We start from the raw sequence: 15,388 nt of genomic DNA, 5'->3' as shown, positions 1-15,388 counted from the left end.
AATATTTAGTATGGACGCCCTGAAGGTCGTAAGTGGGGAGATAAGAAAGCTCAGAAACAGGATAGCAAAGGTGGAAGAGGCTATAAAACACATACCCAAGGAGATAAACGAGATAGAAACCCAGCTTGAGACGTTGAGAGGACTCCTGTCTAAAAAGGAGACGGAGACCCTGAGCGTAGCTAAAGATATAAGGGCACTGGAACACGAGTTCACGGAGATAAAGCAGAAGATCCTGTACCACGACAAGTACCTCAGGAGAGCCGACTCCCCGAGGGAGTATGAGAGACTCATAAAGGAGAGAGACAAGCTCACCACGAGAGCCTTTGAGCTGAGCAACAGGATAGCGGAGTTGAGGTCAAAGTACGACCGCCTGAAGGCTGAGGAGCTTGAGCTCTACCAGAAGGAGCAGGAGCTTGAACAGGAGCTGTACAGGAAGAAGAAGGAGTACGGTGCCCTCCTCAACGAGCTCAGGGGACTGACGCAGCTCCTTGAAAGGAAGGTCAGAGAGATAGAGGAAAAGTTCAACCTCTGATGTCCGCTCTGTTCTCAGAGTTAAAGGTAAGGGGAACACTCCTGAGGAACAGACTCGTGATGTCCCCCATGTGCATGTACTCCTCTACGGAGGGCTTCGTATCCCAGTGGCACCTCGTTCACTACCCCTCAAGGGCTGTGGGTGGCACAGGGCTCATAATCCTTGAAGCTACCGCAGTTGAGGAGAGAGGAAGGATATCCCCTTTAGACCTCGGCATATACAGGGACGAGCACGTTGAGGGCTTGAGGGAGCTCGTTGGACTCTGTAAAAGTTTTGGGGCAAAGGTAGGTATCCAGCTCGCCCACGCGGGAAGGAAAGCTGAGAGCTACCCTCCCTGGGAAAGAGAAAGGGTTGAGGTCAGAGGCTCCAGAGATGCCATAGCTCCAAGTCCCGTGCCCTTCGGAAAGAACTGGCTCACCCCCAAGGAGATGACCAGGGAGGACATAGAAATAGTGAAGGAGTCTTACAGAGAGGCTGTGAAGAGGGCTACGGAGGCTGGCTTTGACCTGATAGAGATACACGCAGCCCACGGATACCTCCTCCACGAGTTCCTGTCACCCGTGACCAACAGGAGAAAGGACGAGTACGGAGGTTCCTTTGAAAACAGGGTCAGGCTCCTCCTGGAGGTGGTCAGGATAGCGAGGGAGGAGTTACCAGAGAGCACCCCTCTCTCCGTAAGGATATCGGCGGTTGACTATGTGAAGGGAGGGTGGAGTCTTGAGGAGAGCGTTGAGCTCGCAAAGCTCCTCAAGGCGGAAGGGGTTGACCTCATAGATTGCTCTTCGGGAAGGATAGCCCAGGAGGAGAGCTTTTCCGAATATCCGGGGCACCAGGTTCCCTTCGCGGAGAGGATAAGGAGAGAGGCAGGCGTTAAGACGATCGCCGTGGGCATGATAAAGACATACGAGCAGGCGGAGGAGATCCTCTCCAACGGGAGGGCAGACCTCGTGGCTGTAGGCAGGGAGTTCCTCAGAGACCCCTACCTGCCCCTAAGGTGGGCGAAAGGGGCAGGTCTTGAGATAGATGTACCCAGACAGTACATCAGGGCATGGTGAGCGTTAAATGTAGTACTTACAGGGTAGAGCCTAACTCCTTCACGTACCTCTCTCCCCACCTGTGCATCGCCGTAAATATCTCCTCTAAGCTCCTGCCGAGCTCTGTCAGGCTGTACTCAACCCGTGGTGGAACCTCTGGATAGACCTTCCTGTTAACGAGCCCTGCCCTTTCCAGCTCCCTCAACTGCTTCGTGAGCATCTTCTGGGTTATGCCGGGTATAGCCCTCTGGAGCTGGGAGAACCTCTTGGTTCCTGACATAAGCTCTCTGAGTATAAGCAATTTCCACTTACCGCTTATGAGCTCTATGACGAGCTCCACCGGACAGTGATACTCTCTGCCGTTCAGTTCCACAACCTTCTCCTTAGTATCCTTAAGGATAGTATATGAAATTAAAGTAAGTACTTGACATAACTTCTGCAATTTCTATCTTTCCCTCCCAAAGGGAGGTGGACGAGATGGCGAGACTCGTTAAGTGCACTGAAAAGGGTCCCCACAAGCTTGAAGCTGGCGGGGAGACCTTCTGGATATGCAGGTGTGGGCTATCAAAAGACCAGCCCTTCTGCGACGGTTCCCACAAAAGAACCAAAGACGAGGAGGAAGGCAAGCTGTACGTTTACGACGAGAACTCAAGGGTAGAGGTGTCCCCCTGATACCCTCCCTCTTCGTATCCCACGGCTCTCCTGAGCTCGTTCTGAAGGAAGGGGAGTGGGCTTCCGCTCTGAAAAAGTTAGGTGGAAGGATAAGGGAACTGAACCCTGAACTCGCACTAGTGGTATCAGCCCACTGGCTCACGGAGGGGGTTTACCTTGAGTGCTCCGAAAGGCACAGGACGCTCCACGACTTCTCGGGATTTTCAAGGGAGCTCTACGAACTTGAGTACCCGGCCAAGGGAGACCCTGAACTCTGCGGGAAGATAGCGAGGGTGCTCGGAGGAAGGTGCTCCACTGGCAGAGGTCTTGACCACGGGGCTTGGGCTGTCCTCTGGCACCTGTTCCCCGAGGCGGATATTCCGGTAACTCAGCTGAGCATAGACGTGAGAAGAGGTCTCGGAGGACATCTTTCCCTTGCCGGAGAGCTAAGAGCGTTCAGAGATAAAGTCCTTATCTTAGGAAGCGGTGGGGCAGTCCACAACCTAAGGGACGCGATACTGAACCCAGAAAGACCGCCCGAATGGGCGGTGGAGTTCAAAGAAAACATAAAGAAGTCCGTCCTCCGGAGGGACATAGACTCACTGCTCGGCTACAGAAACGAGCTGGGTAGGCTCGCCCACCCCACCGAGGAGCACCTGATACCCCTCTTTTACTTCCTCGGAAGTCTGTACGAAGAGGAGGAGATAGAGGTTATCTACGACGGCTTTGAGTTCGGGAGCGTGTCACTCCTGTCTTTTACAAGCCTGAGTTGATGAAAGAAGAGCTTGTCCTATCTTCAGTAGTGATGCGCAGTCCTTTTATAGACAGAGCCAAAATTTACGTCAAAGGCGGTAGAGGTGGAGACGGCATAGTAGCCTTCCTCAGGGAGAAGTACAGACCGAAGGGAGGTCCAGCGGGAGGAGACGGCGGAAAGGGGGGAGACGTCGTGCTGGTAGCCACCTCAAGTAAGCACACCCTGCTGGACTTCAAGTACAAGAGGCATTTTAAGGCTGAGAGGGGAGAGCACGGGAAGGGCAAGAACCAGAAAGGAAGGGACGGAAGCGACCTGCTGATCTACGTGCCCGTGGGGACTATAGTCAGGGATGCCGAGAGCAACGAGATCCTGTGCGACCTCACGGAAGAAGGGCAGAGGTGTGTCGTAGCCAGAGGTGGAAGGGGGGGAAGGGGAAACGCCCACTTTGCGACTCCTACCAATCAGGCACCGAGGTACGCTGAGCCCGGGGAAGAAGGGGAGGAGAGATGGGTAATACTTGAGCTAAAGCTGATAGCGGACGTGGGGATAGTGGGGCTTCCCAACGCGGGCAAGTCCACCCTCCTGTCAAGATTGACCAAGGCAAGACCCAAGGTAGGGGACTACCCCTTCACTACACTGACCCCAAACCTCGGTGTAATGGAGCTTGATGAGACGCGCAGGCTCGTCCTCGCGGACATACCCGGTTTGATAGAGAACGCCCACCAGGGAGCCGGTCTCGGGCACGAGTTTTTAAGACATATAGAGAGAACCAAGCTGCTCTTACACCTGATAGACGTTTCCGACTCCCGGGAGGTTGAGCCTCTGGAAGCCTTTGAGCTCGTGAACAGAGAGCTTGAGCTTTACAGCCGGGAGCTAATCCGGAAGCCCCAAATAGTGGTCGCCAACAAGATAGACGCCCTGTCGGACAGGAGCCTTTTAAAAGAGCTCAGGAAGGAATTTGAGGCGAGAGGCTACACCTTTCACGCCGTCTCTGCAGCGACGGGGGAAGGTATTGAAGAGCTAAAAGAGTTGCTCTGGAAAAAGTACATGGAGGTGGAGAATGCCCCTGCTGGGAAGGTATAGGTTCTCCTTTGACACCTGGAAGACCCTTGAGATTGAGGAAGACTACCTTGAAGAGTCTGACGAGATAGAGGACACGGAGGTAGAGACCAAAGAGTGGAAACCCATAGAGGGAACTCCCTGTGAGGGCGTAAGCGTTGTCTTCGTTGATGGGGTGAGGAGGACAGAGCACCTGATATACCTTGAGGATGAGGAGGGAAACTTTACAGAGGGAGCCTTCGTGTCCGTGGGTGCCGGAGCCCTTTTCATGAGACACGGGGAATTAAACCTCGTAAGTGAAGCCTTCAGGGAGTTCAGCGTGAAGAGGTTCCTCATCCTTAAGGAGGGGCTGGAGTTAGAGAGGGAGAAACTCTCATTCAACATAGGTGAGGCGAGCCTTGAGTTTGAGGTAAAGTCCACAAACAAAGAGCTCTCACCTTACGTAAACGAGCTTATGTCAAAGATGGAGGCAGAGGTCGCCGAGAGGGCTTACAGAAGTCTGAAGCCCGATCTGATGATAACGGACGGAACGGTTCATTACAGCGCCAAGGTCAAAGAGCTCCCCTTCGTGGGTTACGTCAAGAAGCACAGAAAGAGATACGTTCCGAACGAGAAGGTTCACATATTCAGGGAGATGGCGGTGGGGGAGAGGACGCCCCTCGTTAAACTTCACTCCCAGCCCCGCATGGAGGGAGAGGGAGCGAGAGGTTTTGACAAGTTCACCTGGTACGTGAGGATAAGCGAGAACGAGGGGATAAGCGGCATAGCGAGGCTGGAGGTCTCAGCGGGCGTCGGTCTGAAGAGGGCGGTAGAGCTTGCCAACAGGACTGCCTGGATAGTCCCCCTGTTCGCCTCCGCAGAGTTCTCCGACAGGAGGGCACCCCACAACCTGACCCCCATAAAACACCTGGAGAACTTTCTCCGAAGGAGGCTCGGAAGCCAGACCCTCATAAGAAGGGTTCTTCTGAAAGAACTTCTCACAAACCAATGAGCTCTTTTAGTCTCTCCATGTCCTCCGTAAACTCCCCGTCCGCCCTGGGGTTTCTCAGTATGTAGGCGGGGTGGTAGGTGAGCAAAACCGTTATGCTGGGGTCGTAAGGGTAGGGAACGTTTTTGCCTCTGACCTTCGTTATTGAGAGCTTCTTCCCAAGGATCCCCTCACCTGCGGTGGCTCCAAGGCAGCATATAACCTTCGGTTTTATTATGTCTATCTCTTTCTTGAGGTAGGGAAAGCAGGCGCTTATCTCCGCTGGGGTCGGCTTTCTGTTTCCGGGCGGTCTGCACTTGCAGACGTTGGTTATGTAAACCTCCTCCCTCCTGAGTCCCAGAACCTCCTCTATCTTTTTGTTAAGGTACTTTCCAGCCCTACCAACGAAGGGTCTCCCCTGTCTGTCCTCGTCTTCCCCCGGAGCCTCTCCCACAAAGACAACGGGAGAGTATGGGTTGCCGTCACCAAATACCACCTGTGTCCTGTTCCGGTGTAGCTCACACTTTGCACAGTCTTTGAAGGAGTCAAAGTGCCTTCTCAGGAGCTCAGCCTTATCGCTCTTATCTTCCTTCCTCTTATGCAACCTCTCTTTCAGGTATATCTCCCTGAAGCCTATCGTCTCAAGGGCTCTGGCTGTCTCCCTCAGTCCCATGATCAAAGCCCGAATACCTCTACGGGTTCTTCCCTGAACTTCCCCTCAACGAGCTCCCAACTCCTGTAGGAGACCGCCTTCCCGTTTTGAACGGAGACGATGATGTAGGAGAAACCCTCAAAGGCTCTCTCCTCGTCAAACTGGGAAGGCCTGTCGGGGTGGTCTGGGTGTGAGTGGTAAACGCCTACTATCTCAAGTCCGAACTCCCTCGCCTTGTCCTCAGCCTTCATGTAGTCCTTGGGGTCTATCTCGTAACGGTCGTTCTTCCTGTCCGGGTTAGCGTTGGGGGTCTCGTAAGCCCCAAAGACCGTCCTTACGTCCCCTTCAGCTCTGCCAAGGAGGAGTCCGCAGGTCTCGTAGGGGTAGTCCTTTTCAGCCTGGGCAAGGAGTTTGTCCAGGGCTTTCTTCCTTATCTTCAGCATGTAGAAATTATAAAAAAAGAAAAAAGGGGGAAGAGGAAAGGGAGGGGGTAGATATGTGAGGGGTATTAGTCTTTATCCATCTCGTGCTCTATCTCCTCGGCTATGTACTTGTCGTTTACACTGTCGTAGCCAATTATCTCAACCTCAACGTAGGAGTTATTCTTTATGTCGCCTTCCCACTCTCCGTTAGTATCAAGGGCTACGGATATCTGATCGCCATCCAGGTCTACGGTCAAGGTCCTGTTCGTAGAATCAACGTTCAGGGCTGTGCCCTCAACCTTAAGCTCTATCTCCTCGGCTGTGCAGGTAACGTTGTCAACGTCAAAACTTGAGCACTCAACCTCAACCCTAAGGCTCTTATCCTGGGCAAGCCGGAGAAGAGCATCGTAGTTATCGTTGGAGTAATTAACGGTAAAGGACATACCCGCCTTAGTTGTGAGAGTGAAGGAGTTCGCGCCTGGGTCAAGCCCGGAGACAGTCCCCTTTATCTCTTCCTTCTTATTCTTTTTAGCGGTCTCCAGTCCGTCGGCGTGAAGGGGTGATACCTTGAACTTGACCGTGCAATTGTTGTTATTGTCAAAATTTATCTCCGAGTCTTTGAGCTCAAAGTCAAGGGCTACCTCGTTGGTCTGGTTTGCGAGGATGTTGACCGCTCCCGTCACCTCAACGGTACACTCACCGGCAGTGTTATCACACTCGGTTCTGTTGGGAAGTTGACCGCTACCTTGCGGGGTGTAATCTGTAAGTGAGCAGGTATAGGACTCTGGTGTGCCATCTTTGTTCCTGTCATAGATCACTTCAACAGGACTCTGTTCAAGCACGACCACAAGCCTGTTGTACTGACCCTCTGGGCAGTTGGCCGTGTCAAGGAGCTGGAGTGTGTTCTTCAGATCCGTAAGATCAACGGGGTAGGGAGTCTGCGGTGAGAACACATCACAGTAAGCACCCGTCCCCGTATTTTCCATCCTCACCTTCTTTATCTGAACTTCAACTCTTCCAGCACTCTCAAGAGGGTCATCTGTAGCGTAAAGGGCTACCGTCCCACTTGATGTGCTACCGCTACCACCGCCACAAGCCTGGAGGAGAACTCCTCCTGCAAATATCGCTGAAAGAAGGGTTATCTTCTTTCCCATCTCTGTCACCTCCTCTTTTTTTTGTTGGACATTAAGATAAGGGGTCAAGGTTACCTTCCCGTTACCTCACGCCCCAACCCTGTAGTTCACCATCATCCCTGCATCGTGGTGCTCAAGAATGTGGCAGTGAAGGAGATAAACCTGTTCCCTACCAAAATTATGGCTCATGTCCACCGCAATCCTAACCGTCTCGTTGGGAGCAACTATAACCGTATCCTTCCAGCCCCTATCGGTAGCCCTAAGAGGACCTGAAGAACGGGAGAGAACCTGGAACTGGAAGCCGTGAAGGTGCATGGGGTGGTACATGCCGGTGTTGTTCTGAAAATCTATTACCACAACCTCAGAGTTGGAGAAGTTATATCCATAGTCGGCAAAAGCGTTTGAAGAGTCCCAGACCTTACCGTCTATCTTGAAAACTCCCTGATCCATGGTAAGGGGTAGAGTAAGCTGTGTGGCATTTGTAGTGGGTATAGGATTGACAGTGGACAGGATTGAGGGGAGCTGTTTGTCATAGACAGAATCTCGCACCACACTGAACTCAAGGACTTCAAATTCTCTATCTATCAAGTCCATCCTCCCACCCATTCCTCCAGACCCCACGAGGCTGTGTCTAAGGCTATAAAACTTGAGAACATCTCCGACGTTCACACGCCTGAAGTCAACGAGGACGTCTATCCTCTCCCCGGGAGAAACGAGTATCTCGTCGGTCTGGACAGGAGAGTCCAAGAGCCCTCCCTCAACACCTATAACGTGAAAGGGAACTCTGTCACTCCCTCTGAGCAACACCAGCCTGTAAGGTCTTGCATTGGAGCCGTTTAAGACCCTGAACCTGTATATTCTCCTCTCCACATCAAGGTAGGGGTTCGTCGTGAGGTTCACGAGCACGGTGTCTCCCCAAAAGCCCATGCTCCCGTTCATACCCATAGGGTTGTAAAGGAGGTTACCGTTGGCATCAAGGCTCTTATCCTGAATGATCAAAGGTATATCCGTAACACCGAGCTGTAGGTCTAAAGCGTTTCTTAGGTTGTCCTCATCGGAGTCCTCAATTATCACCATACCGGCGAGACCGTAGTAGACCTGATAACCCGTCCTCCCGTGTGGGTGTGGGTGGTAAAAGTAAGTCCCCGAACGGTCTATTATAGGAATTGATCCATAGCCATAGGAGCCTCCGTCGTCAACAGCGTAGGAAGGATGTCCGTCCTGCCGCCAGTCTGCCCTGAAGCCGTGCCAGTGGATTATGGACTTCTCTCCCATGTTGTTTGAGAAGGAGACGTTCATGCTCTGTCCCCTTCGCAGCACTATCGTAGGGTTGTAGTAGCTCTTTCCGTTCTGGCTAACCTCGTAGGCAAATATGGTGGTCGGCTTGCCGGCTATAAACTCGTGGTCTACCGTCTTTGCGGTTATGGTGAACTGCTGGTTATCGCCCGGACTAAAGTAGCCGAGCAAACCCGCGTCTGCGGTGGGAACGTAAAGGGGATTCTTTGACAGAGAGAAACCTCCGCCTGACCCACCGCCGCATGCCGTAAGCCAGGTTCCCGTGTATGCTAAACCCATACCTATTCCTGCGAGCTTGAGAAATTCTCTCCTGTCCATGAAAAACCTCCTTTCAGGGATTGTGCAAAAGAGCATAAACCGAGAGTGTTATCTGAACGTTACCCTTATCCTGAATACTCCGTTAACGTACTCAGCCTCAACCTTCCAGCCGAGCTCCCTGCACAGGTCTTTCACTATGGCGAGTCCAAGACCGAGACCCCTCTGGGACTCTTTGTAGTACCTGTCAAAGAGCTTATCCATGTTCTCTGGAGGTCTGGAGGGGTTCTCCACGAGCAGGGCGTCTTCCTTTAAGACCACCCTCACCCAGCTCGCCCTCGGGCTATGTTTGAAGGCGTTCTCAAGTATATTGGAAACTATGCGCACGACGGCGTTCCTGTCAGCTCTGAGCGTTACCGGTGATAGCTCCCTGTGAACCCTCTTGTCGGGATAGACCTTCTGAAGAACGTCAATCTCACCCTCAATAAGCTCCTTAACGTTCACGTCCTCTAACTTGAGCTCAGCCTGCTTTCTGAGCGGTCGCAGGTTTTCCTTAAGGGTTTCCAGCTGTCTCAGGGCGAGCTCCGCCCTCTCTATCTCCTCCTCCTTTCCAAACCTGCTCCTGAGTATCTTAAGGTTAACCCGAAGGGTCATCAGGGGAGTATTAAGGTCGTGAATTATGTCCCTCGTGACCTCCTCTATCATCTGAAGGGCTCTTCTGAGAGGATTAAGGGCGTACAGCGAAAAGAACACAGACATGAACAGGGCTGTCATAGAGGATAGGATGAAGAAGATCGTAACGTGCCTGAGTATGCTCCCTACATCTTCGCTTAAAGATTCTGCGGGATAGGTTATCTTCAGGGCATCCCTGTCAGAAACGGGCACGGGAACGAGTATGTAAAGACCCTCCTCGTCTTCAAAGAGCTCATAAAAAGCCGTCTTCTCCCCCACAGACACCACGTCTATCCTGAACTTCTCTCCCTCAAAGGTGTAGCTGTAATTCTTTAACTCCAGGAACACCCTGTTCTTCAGAGCCGTGAGCTCCGAGTGATAGAGCAGGTAGGATATGACTCCGAGGAAAACCTCCGTAGTCAGGAAAAATAGCAGGAAGGACTTTAAGAGAGACTCTCTCTCGTAAGCTGTTTTAGGCAGCCACTTCCTAATCAACCGTGTATCCCAGACCGCGCACGGGTTTTATGTCTATACCCGTTTTCTTCCTGAGCTTGTTTATCGTAACCCTGAGCGCAAGGGGAGAAGGGTTCAGCATGTAGTCGTACAGCTCCTCCTTCGTGACCACCCTACCCCTGTTCCTCAAGAGCTTGTGAAGTATGTTCCTCTGAACCTCACCCAGCTCAATCTCCTCCTCGCCCCTGAAGAAGCGTCCGCTGCGATAAACAACATCGCCGTATCTGAGTTCCTCCTCCTGTTTCTTTATGCGAGCCTTTATCCTGACCACGAGCTCTTCAGGATCAAAGGGCTTCTTTATGTAGTCCTCCGCACCAGCGTTGAAGCCCCTCGTTATGGTGCTTATGTCGGTCAGGGCGCTTATGAATATGGTGGGTGTATCGTCCTTAAAGTGCCTCAGGTCTTCCAGTAATTCTATACCGTCCCCGTCTCCCAGATTGACGTCAAGCACGTAGAGGTCAAACCTCTTGCGCTCCAGAAGATCAACGGCGTCAGAGAAGCTGTAGGCGAGTTCTACCTCTATCCCGTTCATCTCCAGATACTTCTTTAAGCTCTGGGCTAAGACCCTGTCATCCTCAACGAGCAGAACCTTTATACCCATGGCTCAAAACCTGACTCCGAGGCGAAGGGTTAGGCTGTGGTCTGTAGCCTCATCGTTGAGCCCTGCGCTGTAGCTGAGGGTGGTGTACAGCCTCCTGTTGATGTCGTAGAGGGAGAATAGAGAGAGGTAGTAGTTGTTGCCCTCTCTGACGGCAGACTCGGAGATATCGTAGGAGACGCTCGCGTACAGCTTTCGGGTGAAGTCATACCCAAACCCCACCGAACCCGAAAAGGTGTCCTTCAGGCTGCTGTCTCCACGCAGGGTGTAGCTCAGGTAAGTGAACACGTCAAAGCCGTCCAGTATGTAGTCAAACACCACAGAGGGCGTGTAGTCAAACTTGTTGTTGCTGTACTGATCGTCACCCGTAGGTATCTTTATCCTCACGCCCGGAAGGGCGTAAAGTCTATCGGTAATAAACCTTGAGTAGCCGATGAACAGGGAGCTGTCTCCCATACCCGGGTCGTACAGCTTGCTGCTGAGGTAGTACCTCGTTGTCAGGGATACATACAGACCCCTGTATGAGTACGCCACCGAAAAGAGAGAGAAGGTTCTCTCCTCGTCTTCATCCTTTATAAGTCCCCCACCGAGCCTGACGTAGAACTTCCCCCGGGGACCAAGCTTACTCTCCAGAGGACAGCCGTACTTATCAACGAGCTCAAGTATGGGCGTATTTGGGCACCTGTCCTTGCTATCCTCAACGCCGTCAAGGTCGCTGTCCTGAAAGGCATAAGAAGTCTGCAGAGCAAGGAGAACCCCCGCTATGTATACCCCTTTCCTCATCTTCCCTAACGGTCAACTACTAATCGTCGTAGTGGTTGCGTCCTTTATCCTCATCCCGGTCGTCCATCTCAGCTTTATCTTCGTATTTCTCCTCAAACCTCTCCTCAGTTTTCTCCTCCATCTTCTCCTCATACTTCTCCTCGTACTTCTCTTCGTATTTCTCTTCGTGCTTCTCTCCGTACTCTTCCTTCTCCTTTACCCTGTGCTCTCTCTCTTCCCTTTCGTGTCTCTCATGCTTCTCTCCCTTAAGCTCCCTGTATATCCTGTTTATGGCTTCCTCCCTCTCTCTGCTGCTCAACTCTCTGAGCTTCAGCTTCAACTCGTTCATGACCCTGTACCTTTCCTCTGGAGGCGCGCTTTTGACCTTCTCCAGAAGCTCCATTATCTCAGCCTTAACGTCAGAGCCAAATATAAGTCCCGCTGCCAGAAGCAAGCCCAAAAATAAAGTTCCCTTCATAGTGCTTAACAATATATTTAGCTTAGGTTACCTGAAGGTTACCCTGTATTATAGACTAATCAACGTAGGATGGAAAGGGAGCGCATATACTTCTACTTCTTTATGCTTCTTGTCCTCTTCTTCATATTTGCAGCCGTCCTTATGCTCCTACCCTTCGCCGTGCCCATACTTTGGGCTGTGGTTATAGGCATAGTACTCTACCCCCTTCACAGATACATAGAGAAAGTCGTCAGGAACAGAACGCTTTCAGCGTTACTCATGAGCCTCATAGTCTTTCTCTTCATAATAGTGCCCCTGAGCGTCGTGAGCGTTCTCGTCCTGCAACAGCTCGTAGACGCAACCCAGAGGGTCATGATGTACCTCCAGAGCCACAGCTACCAGGAGCTTCTGGAAACGCTGGGGAAGTCTCCTGTAGTGAAGGATTACTTTGAGAGGTTCTCGCCGGTTATGGAGTTCGTGCAGAAGGAGGAGTTCAGGCAGCTGATAGCCGATTCCCTCAACAGGGTGTTAAAGTTCCTGGGGGACAAACTGGGACAGCTCGCCTTCATAGCGGGCAGGAACCTGTTCTACATATTCGTATTCCTGCTGACTTTCTTCTTCATACTGAGGGATGGTCCGGGGATACTCAGGAGGGTAGAAAGGCTAATACCGATGAACGACGAAGACCTTGAGAGCGTGATGGCTACCATGTACAGAACCATACTCGCCGTGGTCTATGGCTCGGTAGGTACAGCCCTGCTTCAGTCAATATTTGCCTTCTTCGCTTACTCGGTCGTCGGAATAAGGTTCGCCCTGCTGTGGAGCGTCCTGACCTTCTTCGCCGCCTTCATACCTCCCTTCGGTGCCTCCGCCGTGTGGTTTCCCCTTGCCGTTTACAGCTTTATAGAGTTCGGTACGTGGCAGGCTGCGTTCCTCGGCGCGTGGGGCGTCCTCGTCATATCCTCTATGGATAACTTCGTGCGTCCACTGATAATAAAGCAGGGTGTTCAGATACCCTACGTGGTGCTTTTCTTCGCCACTATAGGTGGTCTTCTTAAATTCGGCTTTATAGGTCTCTTCCTCGGACCCATAATATTCACAACACTCTTTGCACTCTTCAAGATTTACGAGAAGAGGATCCTCACCCAAGATACCTGAAGGCTTTATCCCCTATGTCCTTCCTGTACTGCATACCCTCAAAACGTATCCGGGAGACCGCTTTGTAAGCTCTGTCCTTCGCCTCCTTCAGGGTGTCACCGTAGGCACACACGTTAAGAACCCTGCCGCCGTTGGTAACAACCTTTCCGTCCTTAAGGGTAGTCCCGGCATGGAACACTACCACGTCGGAGAGATCTTCCACCTCCTCAAGTCCCTCTATAACCTTGCCCTTCTCGGGCTTCTCAGGGTAGCCCTTGGAGGCGAGCACCACGTCAAGGCTCCAGCGATGGTCTTCTTCTATGGAGACCTCTTTCCCTTCGTAGAACTCAAGCAGGGTTCTCAGAAAGTCATTTTTAACCCTCATGAGGATGGGCTGTGCCTCCGGGTCTCCGAGCCTGACGTTGAACTCAAGCACCTTTGGTCCTTCCGAGGTTATCATGAGACCGGCGTAGAGGAAGCCCCTGAAGTATATACCTTCTTCCTTTAAACCCTTCAGGGTTCTCTCTATGACCTCCTCCCTTATCCTGCCCTCCATATACTTATCTATCACGGGTGTCGGTGAGTACGCACCCATGCCTCCCGTGTTTGGTCCTCTGTCTCCGTCCAGCAGCCTCTTGTGATCCTGAGAGGTGGGAAGTGGAACGTACCTGTCCCCGTTCACCATGACTATATAGGAGGCTTCCTCCCCTTCCAAGAACTCCTCTATGACCACCCTCCTTCCAGCACCGCCGAGGGCTGACTTCTTCATAAAACCTTCTAGAGTATGGAGGGCATGGTCTAAGGAGAAAGAGACTACCGCCCCCTTGCCCGCCGCGAGCCCGTCCGCCTTTATGACTATGGGCGTGCCCACGTCCTTCAGGTAGCGCACAGCCCTATCAAAGTTATCAAAGACGCTGTAGTGAGCTGTAGGTACCCCGTGCTTCTCCATGAAGTTCTTGGCAAAAGCCTTGCTGCCCTCAAGCTGGGAAGCTTCTTGGGAAGGTCCGAATATCTTGAGCCCGCGTTTCTCAAACTCGTCAACTATACCCTTCACAAGGGGTGCTTCGGGACCCACAACGGTGAAGTCTATGCCCTCCTTAAGGGCGAAGTCCGCAAGCGCCTCCACTTCCGTCGGAGGTATATCAACCCTCTCCGCTATCTTCCATATACCAGCGTTGCCTTGGGCGCAGTAGAGTTTAGAAATCAAAGGGCTCTGTCTCAGCTTCCAAGCTATGGCGTGCTCCCTTCCTCCGTTGCCTACTACAAGGACTTTCACGGGGAAGTATTATACCCTCATGCTGGGTTATCATAGAGAAAATAATGCTCAGAGCGCTCATACTCTGGAAGGTTACGAGAAACACCTACATCACAGCCCTAACCCTCGCATTCATACTGCTGATGGTTCAGATATTCAAGATAGGCTTCATACTCTTCGGGCTTCCTCTGACGAGCTCCGTCCCCTTCTTTCTGGTGTGGTTCGTTTACTACGGCTTCTTCTTCATACCGGATGGGTTGATCACCGCCGTTGCAACGGCGGTCTATGAGCTGAAGGAGAAGAGGCTCCTCCACGTCCTCTACTCATTCCACATCTCTCCTCTGCAACTCCTCGGTTACTTTGCCCTCCCGGTGCTCTTCTTCCTTGTACTCTCGGGGGTGTTCTCACAGGTTCTATACGAGGAGCACGTTTCCTTCGCAAGGAGGGGGTTGCTGATCCAGTACAAGGACAGGCTCTTTGAAAATATGCCCGAGAAGACCTTTCTCTCTTCTGGCGACGTGGTAGTTTACGCCGGTAAGAAGGACGGGAGGGAGCTGAGGGACGTATTCCTGAAGTACAAGGACACCCATATACTTGCGGACAGGGCGGTCTACGAGGGAAGGGGGCGTTTCCTCTTTGAGAGAGGCTCCCTCCTGACGAGGGAGAGGGGAAAGTACTTCCTCATGGAGTTCAGGAGATACTGGCTTGACACGGAGGAGTTCCTGACCGCAGAGATAAGGGAGAAGAGGGTAAGGAGGGGAAAGATACTTAACGCAGCCAATACCCTATCAATCATACCAGCCTTTCTATTCGTATTCGTAGGGGTCTTAAAGTTCTGCCGGAGCCATACGCAGGTTTACTACCTGATAGCGCTGACGATAGTCCTCCACCAGCTTTTTCTCTTCGGGGTGAAGGTCAGCCTTTGAGGGTCTTTATATCCCTGCCGAGCTTCTCCTGAACGGACTCAACCTTGCTCTTCAGCCTTCCGGACTTACCTTCTCTGTAATCTATCTTCATAGTTATGGATATCCTCGGGCAGTCCTTCCTGAGCTCTTCAAAGCCCTCCTTCAAAACTCCCATAACTTCATCCCAGCTCTCCCCCTCAATTATCGTTCCCATGGGGGTCAGGACGTAGGGGAGCCCGGAACGGTCAACTATGTCAACCACCCTCGCTACGTACTTGCTCACGCTCTCACCCTTCCCCAGAGGGGTCATGCTGACGAAAACGAGGACGCTCAT

Annotated in this window: 18 protein-coding genes; 7 read left to right on the top strand and 11 right to left on the bottom strand. The window is 52.2% G+C overall.

The features are described 5' to 3' along the window. The first annotated feature begins 10 nt into the window (after positions 1-10). On the top strand, positions 11-532 hold the full coding sequence (locus HG1285_RS12250; RefSeq protein ID WP_008286826.1) for a hypothetical protein: 522 nt from the start codon (positions 11-13) through the stop codon (positions 530-532). Further along, the gene (gene namA, locus HG1285_RS12255) at positions 532-1,587 is read left to right on the top strand and encodes an NADPH dehydrogenase NamA (RefSeq protein WP_008286825.1); all 1,056 of its coding nucleotides are present in this window, start codon (positions 532-534) and stop codon (positions 1,585-1,587) included. The genes HG1285_RS12250 and namA overlap by 1 nt, the downstream gene beginning before the upstream one ends. 16 nt (positions 1,588-1,603) lie before the next feature. On the opposite strand, the gene HG1285_RS12260 is transcribed toward namA, so the two are convergent. Beyond that, complete coding sequence (locus HG1285_RS12260; RefSeq protein ID WP_008286824.1) at positions 1,604-1,939, bottom strand: helix-turn-helix domain-containing protein; 336 nt, start codon at positions 1,937-1,939, stop codon at positions 1,604-1,606. A 175-nt stretch (positions 1,940-2,114) separates the two neighbouring features. On the opposite strand from HG1285_RS12260, the gene HG1285_RS20215 reads away from it, so the two are divergent. Genes HG1285_RS20215 through HG1285_RS12275 form a run of 3 tightly spaced genes read left to right on the top strand, consistent with a single transcriptional unit; the run spans position 2,115 to position 5,021 of the window. Next, positions 2,115-2,990: a class III extradiol ring-cleavage dioxygenase gene (locus HG1285_RS20215; RefSeq protein ID WP_232219461.1), complete on the top strand. Its 876-nt coding sequence runs from the start codon at positions 2,115-2,117 to the stop codon at positions 2,988-2,990. Positions 2,991-3,022: 32 nt separating this feature from the next. Next, positions 3,023-4,054, top strand: coding sequence for a GTPase ObgE (obgE, locus tag HG1285_RS12270; RefSeq protein ID WP_032496484.1), 1,032 nt, complete (start codon positions 3,023-3,025; stop codon positions 4,052-4,054). Then, positions 4,032-5,021, top strand: coding sequence for a DNA double-strand break repair nuclease NurA (locus HG1285_RS12275; protein ID WP_008286820.1), 990 nt, complete (start codon positions 4,032-4,034; stop codon positions 5,019-5,021). Before obgE ends, HG1285_RS12275 begins: the two co-directional genes overlap by 23 nt. Here the strand turns inward: HG1285_RS12275 and HG1285_RS12280 are convergent. The 8 genes from HG1285_RS12280 to HG1285_RS12315 all read right to left on the bottom strand — a co-directional run bounded on the left by HG1285_RS12280 (position 5,008) and on the right by HG1285_RS12315 (position 11,760). Next, on the bottom strand, positions 5,008-5,670 hold the full coding sequence (locus tag HG1285_RS12280; protein WP_008286819.1) for a uracil-DNA glycosylase: 663 nt from the start codon (positions 5,668-5,670) through the stop codon (positions 5,008-5,010). The genes HG1285_RS12275 and HG1285_RS12280 overlap by 14 nt on opposite strands. A 2-nt stretch (positions 5,671-5,672) precedes the next feature. Further along, a complete protein-coding gene (locus tag HG1285_RS12285) occupies positions 5,673-6,092 on the bottom strand; it encodes a M67 family metallopeptidase (protein WP_008286818.1) in 420 nt (139 codons plus the stop codon). Positions 6,093-6,157: 65 nt separating this feature from the next. Next, positions 6,158-7,225, bottom strand: a complete 1,068-nt coding sequence (locus HG1285_RS12290; RefSeq protein WP_008286817.1) for a DUF4382 domain-containing protein — start codon at positions 7,223-7,225, stop codon at positions 6,158-6,160. Positions 7,226-7,291: 66 nt separating this feature from the next. Next, on the bottom strand, positions 7,292-8,818 hold the full coding sequence (locus tag HG1285_RS12295) for a multicopper oxidase family protein (protein WP_008286816.1): 1,527 nt from the start codon (positions 8,816-8,818) through the stop codon (positions 7,292-7,294). 48 nt (positions 8,819-8,866) lie between these two features. Next, the gene (locus tag HG1285_RS12300) at positions 8,867-9,922 is read right to left on the bottom strand and encodes a HAMP domain-containing sensor histidine kinase (protein ID WP_008286815.1); all 1,056 of its coding nucleotides are present in this window, start codon (positions 9,920-9,922) and stop codon (positions 8,867-8,869) included. Further along, positions 9,915-10,541 carry a response regulator transcription factor gene (locus HG1285_RS12305; protein WP_008286814.1) on the bottom strand — a complete coding sequence of 209 codons (627 nt, stop codon included), beginning with the start codon at positions 10,539-10,541 and terminating at the stop codon, positions 9,915-9,917. Before HG1285_RS12305 ends, HG1285_RS12300 begins: the two co-directional genes overlap by 8 nt. A 3-nt stretch (positions 10,542-10,544) precedes the next feature. Then, the gene (locus tag HG1285_RS12310) at positions 10,545-11,321 is read right to left on the bottom strand and encodes a transporter (RefSeq protein WP_008286813.1); all 777 of its coding nucleotides are present in this window, start codon (positions 11,319-11,321) and stop codon (positions 10,545-10,547) included. A gap of 19 nt (positions 11,322-11,340) precedes the next feature. Next, positions 11,341-11,760, bottom strand: a complete 420-nt coding sequence (locus tag HG1285_RS12315; RefSeq protein WP_008286812.1) for a hypothetical protein — start codon at positions 11,758-11,760, stop codon at positions 11,341-11,343. An 87-nt stretch (positions 11,761-11,847) separates the two neighbouring features. On the opposite strand from HG1285_RS12315, the gene HG1285_RS12320 reads away from it, so the two are divergent. Continuing rightward, positions 11,848-12,915, top strand: coding sequence for an AI-2E family transporter (locus HG1285_RS12320; protein ID WP_008286811.1), 1,068 nt, complete (start codon positions 11,848-11,850; stop codon positions 12,913-12,915). Here HG1285_RS12320 and purD read toward each other — a convergent pair. Beyond that, positions 12,899-14,170, bottom strand: a complete 1,272-nt coding sequence (purD, locus tag HG1285_RS12325) for a phosphoribosylamine--glycine ligase (RefSeq protein ID WP_008286810.1) — start codon at positions 14,168-14,170, stop codon at positions 12,899-12,901. The genes HG1285_RS12320 and purD overlap by 17 nt on opposite strands. 44 nt (positions 14,171-14,214) lie before the next feature. Between purD and HG1285_RS12330 the strand changes: the two genes are divergently transcribed. Beyond that, positions 14,215-15,075 carry an LptF/LptG family permease gene (locus HG1285_RS12330; protein WP_008286809.1) on the top strand — a complete coding sequence of 287 codons (861 nt, stop codon included), beginning with the start codon at positions 14,215-14,217 and terminating at the stop codon, positions 15,073-15,075. On the opposite strand, the gene HG1285_RS12335 is transcribed toward HG1285_RS12330, so the two are convergent. Continuing rightward, positions 15,065-15,388, bottom strand: a complete 324-nt coding sequence (locus HG1285_RS12335) for an MTH1187 family thiamine-binding protein (RefSeq protein WP_008286808.1) — start codon at positions 15,386-15,388, stop codon at positions 15,065-15,067. The two genes, HG1285_RS12330 and HG1285_RS12335, sit on opposite strands and share 11 nt — an antisense overlap.

It is taken from the genome of Hydrogenivirga sp. 128-5-R1-1 (assembly GCF_000171895.1).
The sequence above is the reverse complement of the archived record's forward strand: the minus strand, read 5'-3'. Positions and strand labels throughout refer to the sequence as shown.

Excerpts from the sequence above, each read along its gene's own strand:
- HG1285_RS12250 (WP_008286826.1), top strand. The coding sequence starts at position 11 with ATGGACGCCCTGAAGGTCGTAAGTGGGGAGATAAGAAAGCTCAGAAAC.
- namA (WP_008286825.1), top strand. The coding sequence starts at position 532 with ATGTCCGCTCTGTTCTCAGAGTTAAAGGTAAGGGGAACACTCCTGAGG.
- HG1285_RS20215 (WP_232219461.1), top strand. The coding sequence starts at position 2,115 with ATGCAGGTGTGGGCTATCAAAAGACCAGCCCTTCTGCGACGGTTCCCA.
- obgE (WP_032496484.1), top strand. The coding sequence starts at position 3,023 with ATGCGCAGTCCTTTTATAGACAGAGCCAAAATTTACGTCAAAGGCGGT.
- HG1285_RS12275 (WP_008286820.1), top strand. The coding sequence starts at position 4,032 with ATGCCCCTGCTGGGAAGGTATAGGTTCTCCTTTGACACCTGGAAGACC.
- HG1285_RS12280 (WP_008286819.1), bottom strand. The coding sequence starts at position 5,670 with ATGGGACTGAGGGAGACAGCCAGAGCCCTTGAGACGATAGGCTTCAGG.
- HG1285_RS12285 (WP_008286818.1), bottom strand. The coding sequence starts at position 6,092 with ATGCTGAAGATAAGGAAGAAAGCCCTGGACAAACTCCTTGCCCAGGCT.
- HG1285_RS12290 (WP_008286817.1), bottom strand. The coding sequence starts at position 7,225 with ATGGGAAAGAAGATAACCCTTCTTTCAGCGATATTTGCAGGAGGAGTT.
- HG1285_RS12295 (WP_008286816.1), bottom strand. The coding sequence starts at position 8,818 with ATGGACAGGAGAGAATTTCTCAAGCTCGCAGGAATAGGTATGGGTTTA.
- HG1285_RS12305 (WP_008286814.1), bottom strand. The coding sequence starts at position 10,541 with ATGGGTATAAAGGTTCTGCTCGTTGAGGATGACAGGGTCTTAGCCCAG.
- HG1285_RS12310 (WP_008286813.1), bottom strand. The coding sequence starts at position 11,321 with ATGAGGAAAGGGGTATACATAGCGGGGGTTCTCCTTGCTCTGCAGACT.
- HG1285_RS12320 (WP_008286811.1), top strand. The coding sequence starts at position 11,848 with ATGGAAAGGGAGCGCATATACTTCTACTTCTTTATGCTTCTTGTCCTC.
- HG1285_RS12330 (WP_008286809.1), top strand. The coding sequence starts at position 14,215 with ATGCTCAGAGCGCTCATACTCTGGAAGGTTACGAGAAACACCTACATC.
- HG1285_RS12335 (WP_008286808.1), bottom strand. The coding sequence starts at position 15,388 with ATGAGCGTCCTCGTTTTCGTCAGCATGACCCCTCTGGGGAAGGGTGAG.